The following is a 10092-nucleotide window of genomic DNA, read 5'->3' as shown; positions in this document are numbered from 1 at the left end:
GTTGAGTTCTCAAGGTGCGGACGCTTCCTTCGTTCCCGTCTCCGGGCCCTCCGGGCGCTTCCTTCGTTCTTCGTTTCCGACTCTATCAGATCTTTCCGATCCGATTTCCTCGGCGCTTTCCGGTTCCCGCTTTCGCGTTTCCCTTCCGGCGTGGTCACTACGTTAACCGATTTCCCTTGCGGCTCATAATCGGGCCGCCGGATCCGAATTCGGGCACGCCGAATTCATCCCCGCCAGGGTGAGTCGTTGGTAGTGGTTTGGCCGCTCCGGACCTGCTGAAAGCAGTGCTCCGTCTCAAGCGGCTCGGGCTACGTTAGGCGTCCGCCAGGGCCGAGTCAAGTCGAGCGACGGCGCGGCGCGTGGGCCCTGTAGGGGCTGACGGTGGGGTCGTCGGTGACCCAGAAGCGGTACGGGTGGTGGGCACCGTGGCCGCCCACTCCGGTGCGCGGACCGTTGCTCACCTGGTCGGGCCGGGTGGGGGTGCCGGCGAGTACGGACAGGGGTGAGCCGGGGCCGGCGCAGAGGTCGGTGCCGTCGAGGGTGCGGTCGACGTCCAGGGCGGTCGCCAGCCGCGCCGGACCCTTGGCCAGTTCTCGGGGGTATCTGGCTGAGAGTCGACGTTTGGCGGCGAGGTCGGCGCCCACGGTGATCTCGCCGGCGCGGACCAGGACCCCGCTCGCGGTGCCCTCCGGGCCGCACACCAGGTTGAGGCTGAACCACATGCCGTAGATGAAGTAGACGTACGCGTGTCCGGGGGGACCGAACATGGACGCGTTGCGGGCCGTGCGTCCGCGGTAGGCGTGGGAGCCGGGATCGGCCTCCCCCTCGTACGCCTCCACCTCGGTGATGCGGAGCTCGATCGGGCCGTCGGGGGTGGTGCGGACCAGGGTGCGGCCGAGGAGGTCCGGGGCCACGGTGAGGACAGGGCGGTCGTAGAAGTCGCGGGGCAGGGGCGTACGGTCGGGGCGCGCGCTCATCCGGTCGAGCGTAGTGGACTCGATGCGGCTGGAACCGGGGCCTAGGGTTCCGCGTGAGAAGTCGTAGACGCACGGACAGCAGGTAGAGGAGTCAGTAATGGGGTTCAGGAAGCTGCTCGCGAGCCTCGGGGCCGGCGGGGCCTCGGTGGACACGATCATCACCGAGCCGAACGTCGTTCCCGGCGGGATCGTCCAGGGCGAGGTGCGGATCCAGGGCGGGAGTGTGGAGCAGCAGATCGAGGGGCTGTCCGTCGGTCTGCAGGCCCGGGTCGAGGTCGAGGGCGGTGACCAGGAGGTCAAGCAGGACATCGTCTTCACCAAGCAGCGGCTGGGTGGCGCCTTCACCGTGCAGGCGGGGGCGCAGCACGTGGTGCCGTTCGTGCTGGAGATCCCGTGGGAGACGCCGATCACCCACTTCGCGGGTCAGCACCTGCACGGGATGAACATCGGAGTGAGCACGGAGCTGGAGATCGCGCGGGCGGTGGACGCCGGTGACCTGGACCCGATCAACGTGCACCCGGTTCCGGCGCAGCAGGCGATCCTGGACGCGTTCGGGCAGCTGGGCTTCCGGTTCCGCAGCGCGGACATGGAGCGGGGCCACATCCGGGGTACCCGGCAGTCGCTGCCGTTCTACCAGGAGATCGAGTTCCTGCCGCCGGCGCAGTACCGGGGGCTGAACCAGGTGGAGCTGACCTTCGTCTCGGACGGGCGCGAGATGGACGTCGTCCTGGAGATGGACAAGAAGCCCGGGCTGTTCTCCGAGGGCAGCGACACGTTCCGGTGCTTCCAGGTGGGGCTGCAGTCGTACCAGGGGACGGACTGGGCGGCGTACCTGAACCAGTGGATCGCTTCGGTGGGGTCGCAGCGGAACTGGTTCTGAGGCGGCGGGCAACGGGTGAGGGCCCGGATCGCGGTGGCGGTCCGGGCCCTCGGCGTTCTCCGCTACATGCGGGCGTAGCCGGTGCTGGTGATCTTCTCGAAGGACAGTCGGGCGACGGTGGCCCGGTCCGCCGGCAGCTCGTTGCCGACCCTGAGTGCGGTCAGCTCGTCGGGGGTGAGGGCCCGGCGGACGAGGGTGAACTCGTCGAGGGAGCCTTCGAACGGGTGGCCGCCGTCGAGGCGGCTGCCGAGCTTGATGCCGTCGGCCTGGAAGTCGTCCGTGGAGTGGACGGAGCCGCCCGCGGGTGCGTCCGCCTCGCCCTTGGCCACGACGGGGCTGCCGCCGGAGCCGGTCTCGGTGATGGTGAGCGTGAGCTTGCCGTCGGCCCGCTGCAGGACGACGTGGTGGTAGGCGTCCTTGTCGGTGCGGAAGGAGGCGTCGGAGGCCTTGACGTAGGAGGTCGCGAGGTCCGTCTGGATCAGGGCCGAGATACGGTTGTGTTCCGGCTCGGCGCGGATCCAGAGCTGGCGGTCGGCGTCTCCCTGGCCGTACGCCCAGGCGATCACGGGGGTCTTCTTCGCGAGGCCGGCCTTGGCCGCGTCGAAGCGGACCCACACGGCGAGGGTGAAGTCCTCGGAGCCGATGGCTTCGGTGTCGGTGAAGGGGAGCTCGACGTGGCCGTCGGTGCCGTCGAGGGTGACGCCACCGCCTCCGAAGGTGCCGCCGGTGCCGTCGATGACGGCGTCGCCGCGTACGAAGGCGTTGTTGCAGTGGCCGGAGGCGTCCGGGGTGGCGGGGCCGCCGACGACGGGGCGGGTGTACATGTCGTGGACCTGGGTGGTGCTGTGCTCCAGTGACCACCAGACCTTCTGGTCCACCGGGTAGTCGGCCGTGCCGGAACCCGTCTTGGTGATCTTGTCCAGCTCCTGGTCGGGTCCTGTCTGGCCGAGGGGACGCCGGGTCAGGGCCCGGTGGTAGAAGCGGTAGTCGTCGAGGGCTCCGGTGAAGACCTCGGTGCCGCCCGGGCGTGAGCCCAGCCGCAGTCCGAGGGCGTCCGGGCGGCCGGCGGTGAAGGAGCCGGTGCCGTCGGCTCCCAGGCCGGTGCCTCCGGCGGTGCGGTCCGCGTGCGGGGCGTCGACCTGGAGCGTGAGGGAGTCTCCCTCGCGGGTGAGGGTGAGCAGGTGCCAGCCGCCGTCGCCGAAGGCGGTCCGGGTCGTGTCCTTGTCCTTCAGCTCCAGCCAGACCTTGCCGTGGTCGGTCTCGGCCAGGGCGTGGAGGCGGTCGTTCTTCGGGTCGGTGCGGACCCAAAGCGAGGGCTTCGGGGCCTGTTCGGTTCCCACGCCGTAGGCCCACACGAGGGTGGATCCGGGGGTCGTCGTGGTGGCCGTGTAGCGGAACCAGAGGGTGTGGGTGAAGTCGCCGGTGCCGGGGTCGAGCGCGGGCGTGTACGGGACTTCGAGGCCCTGGCGGGTGGAGTCGGTGGTCAGGCCGTACTTGCCCATCCTGGCGTCGCCGGACGCGGTGTTGACGGGCTTCTTTCCGGGGTCGAGCAGGATGGTGGCGTCGGCGCAGTTGCCGGAGACGTCGTCGGCGATGGCGAACTCGGTGACCGGGCCGGCCGGGGTGGCGTCGTCGACGACCTGGAAGGCCAGGCGTGCGGCGATGTGGTCCTTGTCCTTCGCGGTGGTCCGGCCGGTTCCGAGGAGTTCGAGGTCGCTCTCGGTCAGGGCGGTGCGGTACATGCGGAAGTCGTCGACGGTGCCCTTGAAGGGGTTGGTGCCGTCAGGCTTGGCGCCGATCCGGATCCCGTCGTTGCCGGCGTGGCGGGGGGAGGTGACGGGGCCTTCGAGGGCGGTGCCGAGGCGCTGGTCCCGTACCACCGCGGTGCGGTCCGGGTCCGCGGCCGAGGCGACGGCCAGCGTGACGTCCTTGCCGGACCGGACCAGGGTCAGGTGGTACCAGCCGGCGTCGGCGGCGAATGCCTCGGGGACGGAGACCACGGTGGTGACGGCCTTGCCGCCGGGGCCCTCGACGCGGGCCCGGACCACCCCCTCGGCCGGGTAGGCGCGTACCCACACCTGGGGCTCGGCGTTGACGCCGTAGGCCCACATCAGGACCTGGGCGGTCGTGGGAGCGGCGGGGTCCCGCCTGAAGTGGAGCGAGTACGTGAACCCGTCCTGGCCTGGGTCGATGGAGGCGGCGTACGGGACGTCGGCCCAGTCGGCCGCGTTCGGGTTCTCGGCGGTGGACGGCAGGGCGCCGTCGAGGGCGAGGCCCTGGCCGAACCTGCCCTCCTTGACGACCTTCGCGTCATCGGCGAGGTAGGCGTCGTTGGCGTGCGGTCCGCTGTCCGGGGTGGTGGGACCGGGCAGCTGCCGCGGCTGGGGGTTCCTGGTGCCGGCGAAGGTGCCGGGGATCTTCAGGTCCGACGGGTAGAAGCGCTTGAAGTAGACGTGCTGGGCGGAGAAGGTGCTGCCGCCCTCGTACACCATGCCGATCTCGCCGCCGGTCATGACCGGTTCGCCGGACGGGCCGGGGACCTCGACGCCCATTTCGACGAGGTCCGAGTAGCCGGCCCGGTCCGGGTAGCCGACGCGGTCCTTGTTGATGCGGCCCGCGTCGTCGGCGGGGCGCTGCCAGGTCTCGCCGTGGTCGAGGGAGTAGCGGATCTCGAACTTCCCGCGGTCCATCGGGTCGGCGGGGGCCGCCGCGATGAGCGTGTCGCCGGGCGTGTTCTGGTACGTGAGGCGCGGGGCCAGGAGGGAGGCCTGGATCTGGGGGGTGACGAGGCTGGGGACGGTCTGGAAGTTCCTGACCGTGGCGCCGCCGTCGGTGCTTCTGGCGCGTACCCGGTGGTGCGGGGGGACGGGCTTTCCGTCCGGCCCGGTCTTCGGCGACACCTCGTTGCGGGCGCCCACGTAGACGGTTCCGTCGAGGAGTTCGACCACCGAGGGTTCGGTGGGCTTGATCTCGGCGGCGGGCGGCACGGTCTCGCCGGCGGCGTACGTGGCGCTCGTCTTCCAGGTCGCACCGTGGTCGTCGCTGTAGTAGACGCCGGTGTGCTGGGGCTTGCCGCTCGGGCTTTCGTAGGCGCCCACGACGAGGCGTCCGTCGTGGGCGGTGCCGTTGCGCAGCTGGATGCCGTGCGAGGGGCCGGTGCCGAACCAGCCGTCGGTCCTGCCGCTGAGGCGGTGGAGATCTGCGGGCAGGCCGAAGGAGACGCCGTCGTCGGTGCTCTTCTGGACGTAGGCGAGGCGCTTGCCTCCGGGGACGGTCGGCTCGCCGGTGGAGAGCAGGAAGACGTCGCCGGTCTCGAGGTCGGCGACCGGGGAGGCGTTGCCGTGGGTCCAGGGGGCCTTGGGGTCGCCCGGCTGGTCGGGTTTGCCCTCCTCCCTGATCACGGGGCGGCCGGTCAGGACCGTGCGGACGGGTCCCCAGGTGCGGCCGTCGTTGGTGGAGCGGCGGACCACGATGTCCATCGGGCCACGGTCGGCGCAGGAGGGGGAGGTGCGGGCTTCGGCGAAGGCGAGGAGCGCGCCCGTCTTCGTTCGGGTGAGGGTGGGGATGCGGTAACAGCCGTAGCCTCCGGTGCCCGAGCGGAACAGGACCTGTTCGTTGCGCTTGTCCTCGGGGTCGGGTGTGGACTGCTGGGTGCCGGACGCCTGCGCCGGGGATATCGCGACGAGGGTGGCGGCGACCGCTGCCGCGCTGGACAGCAGGGCCGCGGCGACGGTGCCGCGGAAAGCTGACGGCGCGTTTCTTGATCTTCGCATTGGGTGAAGATACGGCCTGGCCGGAAGGGCTTAGGCTCGCGTTGCAGGCTTTTCGATCACGCGAGGAGGTTTCCGTCGTGTCCGAGCGCAAGCGACCGCCGCTGCCGCACGATTTCCACCCCGAGGTGCACGAGTTCACCGTGACCAGTGATGACCTGGTGCACGGCGGGGAGCTGGGCGAGGGGCAGGTGAAGGCCGGTGGGGACGTGTCGCCGCACCTGCGGTGGGAGGGGTTCCCGGAGAGGACCGAGAGTTTCGCCGTGACCTGCTTCGACCCGGACGCTCCGACGGGCAGCGGGTTCTGGCACTGGGTGTTGTTCGACATCCCGGCGTCGGTGACCGAACTGCCGGCCGGTGCGGGCAGCGGGAAGTTCGAGGGGCTGCCGGCCGGGGCGGTGCACGTGCGCAACGACTACGGGTCGAAGGACTTCGGTGGGGCCGCGCCGCCGGCCGGCGAGCGGCACCGGTACGTGTTCACCGTGTACGCGGTGGACCGGGCGGAACTGGGGCCGGACGCAGACGCGTCGCCGGCGGTGGTCGGGTTCCACCTGCGGTTCCACGCGCTGGGACGGGCCCAGCTGATCGGCGAGTACGAGGCGCCGGCCGCGGGTTGAGCGTTCTCCTGGAATTTGCCCGGTCCTGGTCTGAGGGTGGCCGGGGCCGGGCATTTTTATTGCGTTGTCCCGCGTGGCCGGCCCGTCCAGAGTGGGGGCGGGCCCTGTAGCCAGGGTGGTCGCGGGCCTGCGCACGGGAGGTGGGCGAGATGCGGGACACGCTGGTGCTGAACGCGAGCTTCGAGCCGCTGTCGACGGTGACGTCGAACCGGGCCGTGGTCCTGGTGCTCCAGGACAAGGCCGTGGTGGAAGCCTCGCATCCCGGGCTCCGTATGCGCGCCGCGGCGGTGGATCTGCCGGTGCCCCGGGTGATCAGGCTGTGCAGGTACGTACGGGTGCCGTTCCGAAGACACGCTCCGTGGTCGCGGCGGGGGGTGCTGGTGCGGGACAGGTACCGGTGCGCGTACTGCGGGAAGCGAGCGACCACCGTGGACCACGTGCTGCCGAAGGCGCAGGGTGGTGGGGACACCTGGCTGAACACGGTGGCCTCCTGCGCGGAGGACAACCACCGCAAGGCGGCCCGGACTCCGGAGGAGGCGGGGATGCCGCTCCTCCGGAAGCCGTTCGTGCCCTCCCCGGCGGACGCCATGCTGCTCGCCCTGGGGGCGGCGGAGGGTGAGGCGCTGCCGGAGTGGCTGGAGCGGACGGCCTGAGCGGGCCGTCCGTTCAGCGGAGGGAGAGTTGGACGATCGCCGCGACGCCGACCGCCACGATGACCGCGCGCAGCGCGGTCGGCGGGAGGCGGCGGCCGACCTTCGCGCCGAGCTGGCCGCCGAGGGTGGATCCGGCGGCGATGAGCAGGACGGCCGTCCAGTCGAACTCGGCGACGAAGAGGAAGAAGACGGCGGCGATGCCGTTGACGAGGCCGGCGAGGACGTTCTTGACGGCGTTGACGCGTTGCAGGTCCTCGTGCAGGAAGAGGCCCATCAGGCCCACGTAGAGGACTCCTTGGGCGGCGCCGAAGTAGCCGCCGTAGGTGCTGGCGAGCAGCATGCCGGCGTGGAGGGCCGGGCCGCCGTCGGGGTGGGGGCCACTGCCGCCGGCGCGTTGCCGTCGTTCTTTGAGGGCCTTGGCGAGGCGGGGCTGGAGGACGACGAGGACGAGGGCCAGTCCGATGAGGACGGGCACGATCGTGTCGAAGGACTCCGAGGGCAGGGTGAGCAGGAGGACCGCGCCGGCGAGCCCGCCGACGAGGCTGGTGGCGGCCAGGCGCAGGACCCGTCGCCCTTGTCCGCGGAGTTCCTTGCGGTAGCCGATGGCGCCGCTGACGGAGCCGGGGACGAGGCCCAGGGTGTTGGACACGTTGGCGGTGACCGGTGGCAGGCCGGTGGCCAGCAGCACCGGGAAGGTGATGAGGGTGCCGGAGCCGACGATGGTGTTGATGGTGCCGGCTCCGACACCGGCGGCGAAGACCGCGAGGGATTCCCCGAGGGAGTCGTGGATGGACAAGGCCATCTCCTTCGATCAGTGAGTCGCCTCCCCGCCCTGAAGGTCGAGGGGCCTCACCGATCATGCCGGATCCGGCCGGTGGGTGGTGGGTGGGGTCAGTCGATGGGGGGCTGTTCCCGGCGGGTGGGGGTGTCACCGGGCGCGGCCTGCTTCGGGACGGAACCGCCGCCGAGGGGGCCGAAGTTGCCCATGGCGCCGGACAGGCCCTTGAGGGCGTCGCCGATCTCGCTGGGCACGATCCAGAGCTTGTTGGCGTCGCCTTCGGCGATCTTCGGGAGCATCTGGAGGTACTGGTAGGCGAGCAGCTTCTGGTCGGCGTCGCCTGCGTGGATGGACTCGAAGACGGTGCGGATGGCCTGGGCCTCGCCCTCGGCCTTCAGCGCCGCGGCCTTGGCCTCACCCTCGGCGCGGAGGATGGAGGACTGCTTCTCGCCCTCGGCGCGGAGGATCTCGGACTGGCGGACGCCCTCGGCCTGGAGGATGGCGGCGCGCTTGTCGCGGTCGGCGCGCATCTGCTTCTCCATCGAGTCCTGGATGGAGGTGGGCGGCTCGATGGCCTTGAGCTCGACGCGGTTGACGCGGATGCCCCACTTGCCGGTGGCCTCGTCGAGGACTCCGCGCAGCGCCGCGTTGATCTCCTCGCGGGAGGTGAGGGTCCGTTCCAGGTCCATGCCGCCGATGATGTTGCGGAGGGTGGTGACGGTCAGCTGCTCGATGGCCTGGATGTAGCTGGCGACCTCGTAGGTCGCGGCGCGGGCGTCGGTCACCTGGTAGTAGATGACGGTGTCGATGTTGACGACCAGGTTGTCCTGGGTGATCACCGGCTGCGGCGGGAACGGGACGACCTGTTCGCGCAGGTCGATCCGGTTGCGGATCGAGTCGATGAACGGGACGACGATGTTGAGGCCCGCGTTGAGGGTGCGGGTGTAGCGGCCGAAGCGTTCGACGATCGCGGCGCTGGCCTGAGGGATCACCTGGATCGTCTTGACCAGCGCGATGAAGACCAGCACCACCAGAATGATCAAGACGATGATGATCGGTTGCATGCGGTTCCCCCGCCCCTTCTGGCTTTCTGTTACATGACGACGGCGGTGGCGCCGTCGATGTCGACCACGTCGACCTGCTGGCCGGGTTCGAAGCTGAGGTCCGCGTCGAGGCTGCGGGCCGACCAGATCTCACCGGCCAGTTTGATGCGTCCGCCTCTGCTGTCGACGCGTTCCAGGACGACGGCGGTTCTTCCCTTCAAGGCGTCTATTCCGCTGCGGTGTTGGGGGCGCTGGTCGCGGTGCCGGTTGGCGATCGGGCGGACCACGGCGAGCAGCGCGACCGAGACGGCCACGAAGACGAGGACCTGGGCGACGACGCCGCCGCCCAGTGCCGCCGTGATCGCGGCCGCGACCGCTCCCGCGGCGAACATGCCGAACTCCGGCATCGCGGTGAGGACCAGGGGTATGCCCAGTCCGACCGCTCCGATGAGCCACCACACCCATGCGTCGATGTCCACGTGGTCATGGTAGGTGGGGCGGGCGCGGTCGGGACAGGGTACGCGTCAACGCAGGGGCAGGCCCTGGGCGCTCCAGCGGTCGTGGCCGTTGCGCTCGACGACGAGCGGGAGGCCGAAGCAGAGGGAGAGGTTGCGGGAGGTGAGTTCGAGGTCGATGGGTCCGGCGGTGACCACCTTGCCCTGACGGATCATCAGGACGTGGGTGAAGCCGGGGGCGATCTCCTCGACGTGGTGGGTGACCATGACCATGGAGGGGGCCAGGGGGTCGCGGGCGAGCCGGCCGAGGCGGCGGACGAGGTCCTCGCGGCCGCCCAGGTCGAGGCCGGCGGCGGGCTCGTCGAGGAGCAGCAGCTCGGGGTCGGTCATCAGGGCGCGGGCGATGAGGGTGCGCTTGCGCTCGCCCTCGGAGAGGGTGCCGAACCTGCGGTCCAGGTAGTCGTTCATGCCGAGGCGGTCGAGGAAGGCGCGGGCGCGCTGCTCGTCGACGGCCTCGTACTCCTCCTGCCAGGTGGCGGTCATGCCGTAGGCGGCGGTGAGGACGGTCTGGAGGACGGTCTGGCCCTTGGGGAGCTTGTCGGCCATGGCGATGCCGGCCATGCCGATGCGGGGGCGGAGCTCGAAGACGTCGCTGCCGGGCTTGCCGAGGGTGGAGCCGAGGACGGTGGCGGTGCCCGTGGTGGGGAACTGGTAGCTGGAGGCGACGTTGAGCAGGGTGGTCTTCCCGGCGCCGTTGGGGCCGAGGATCACCCAGCGCTCCCCCTCCTTGACCGACCAGGAGATCTGGTCCACGAGAGCCCGGCCCTCGCGGACCACGGATACGTCCACCAGCTCCAGTACGTCGCTCATGAGGTTGTTGTCTCCCCTTGCAGTCATGGTCTGTCTGTGCCCGCCTGTG

Annotated in this window: 9 protein-coding genes; 3 read left to right on the top strand and 6 right to left on the bottom strand. The window is 70.6% G+C overall.

The annotated features are described in order from the left end of the window. Positions 1 to 335: 335 nt before the first annotated feature. Positions 336 to 977: a DNA-3-methyladenine glycosylase gene (locus tag ACFY61_RS02505; protein WP_389465878.1), complete on the bottom strand. Its 642-nt coding sequence runs from the start codon at positions 975 to 977 to the stop codon at positions 336 to 338. Positions 978 to 1074: 97 nt separating this feature from the next. Between ACFY61_RS02505 and ACFY61_RS02500 the strand changes: the two genes are divergently transcribed. After that, positions 1075 to 1857: a sporulation protein gene (locus ACFY61_RS02500; protein WP_389465876.1), complete on the top strand. Its 783-nt coding sequence runs from the start codon at positions 1075 to 1077 to the stop codon at positions 1855 to 1857. 62 nt (positions 1858 to 1919) lie between these two features. Here ACFY61_RS02500 and ACFY61_RS02495 read toward each other — a convergent pair whose 3' ends face one another. Further along, positions 1920 to 5630 (bottom strand): LamG-like jellyroll fold domain-containing protein, encoded by a 3711-nt coding sequence (locus ACFY61_RS02495; RefSeq protein WP_389465874.1) that lies wholly within the window; start codon positions 5628 to 5630, stop codon positions 1920 to 1922. 77 nt (positions 5631 to 5707) lie between these two features. Here ACFY61_RS02495 and ACFY61_RS02490 point away from each other — a divergent pair, with 77 nt between their 5' ends. After that, on the top strand, positions 5708 to 6244 hold the full coding sequence (locus tag ACFY61_RS02490; RefSeq protein WP_389465873.1) for a YbhB/YbcL family Raf kinase inhibitor-like protein: 537 nt from the start codon (positions 5708 to 5710) through the stop codon (positions 6242 to 6244). Between the two features lie 149 nt (positions 6245 to 6393). Then, a complete protein-coding gene (locus tag ACFY61_RS02485; RefSeq protein WP_389465872.1) occupies positions 6394 to 6897 on the top strand; it encodes an HNH endonuclease in 504 nt (167 codons plus the stop codon). 13 nt (positions 6898 to 6910) lie between these two features. On the opposite strand, the gene ACFY61_RS02480 is transcribed toward ACFY61_RS02485, so the two are convergent. The 4 genes from ACFY61_RS02480 to ACFY61_RS02465 all read right to left on the bottom strand — a co-directional run bounded on the left by ACFY61_RS02480 (position 6911) and on the right by ACFY61_RS02465 (position 10043). Next, entirely contained in the window at positions 6911 to 7693 is a 783-nt protein-coding gene (locus ACFY61_RS02480; protein WP_389465870.1) for a sulfite exporter TauE/SafE family protein, read from the bottom strand. Positions 7694 to 7788: 95 nt separating this feature from the next. Then, positions 7789 to 8739, bottom strand: a complete 951-nt coding sequence (locus tag ACFY61_RS02475; RefSeq protein WP_389465868.1) for an SPFH domain-containing protein — start codon at positions 8737 to 8739, stop codon at positions 7789 to 7791. Between the two features lie 29 nt (positions 8740 to 8768). Next, a complete protein-coding gene (locus ACFY61_RS02470; protein WP_389465866.1) occupies positions 8769 to 9197 on the bottom strand; it encodes an NfeD family protein in 429 nt (142 codons plus the stop codon). A 45-nt stretch (positions 9198 to 9242) separates the two neighbouring features. Continuing rightward, positions 9243 to 10043 (bottom strand): ABC transporter ATP-binding protein, encoded by an 801-nt coding sequence (locus tag ACFY61_RS02465; protein ID WP_389465940.1) that lies wholly within the window; start codon positions 10041 to 10043, stop codon positions 9243 to 9245. Between the last annotated feature and the right edge of the window lie 49 nt (positions 10044 to 10092).

The organism is Streptomyces sp. NPDC012888 (genome assembly GCF_042900645.1).
In the GTDB taxonomy this organism is placed as follows: domain Bacteria; phylum Actinomycetota; class Actinomycetes; order Streptomycetales; family Streptomycetaceae; genus Streptomyces.
This window is presented reverse-complemented; position numbering and strand designations above follow the sequence as displayed.

What these genes read in the sequence shown, in the direction of transcription:
- ACFY61_RS02505 (WP_389465878.1), bottom strand. Translation starts at nt 977, where the DNA reads ATGAGCGCGCGCCCCGACCGTACGCCCCTGCCCCGCGACTTCTACGAC.
- ACFY61_RS02500 (WP_389465876.1), top strand. Translation starts at nt 1,075, where the DNA reads ATGGGGTTCAGGAAGCTGCTCGCGAGCCTCGGGGCCGGCGGGGCCTCG.
- ACFY61_RS02495 (WP_389465874.1), bottom strand. Translation starts at nt 5,630, where the DNA reads ATGCGAAGATCAAGAAACGCGCCGTCAGCTTTCCGCGGCACCGTCGCC.
- ACFY61_RS02485 (WP_389465872.1), top strand. Translation starts at nt 6,394, where the DNA reads ATGCGGGACACGCTGGTGCTGAACGCGAGCTTCGAGCCGCTGTCGACG.
- ACFY61_RS02475 (WP_389465868.1), bottom strand. Translation starts at nt 8,739, where the DNA reads ATGCAACCGATCATCATCGTCTTGATCATTCTGGTGGTGCTGGTCTTC.
- ACFY61_RS02465 (WP_389465940.1), bottom strand. Translation starts at nt 10,043, where the DNA reads ATGAGCGACGTACTGGAGCTGGTGGACGTATCCGTGGTCCGCGAGGGC.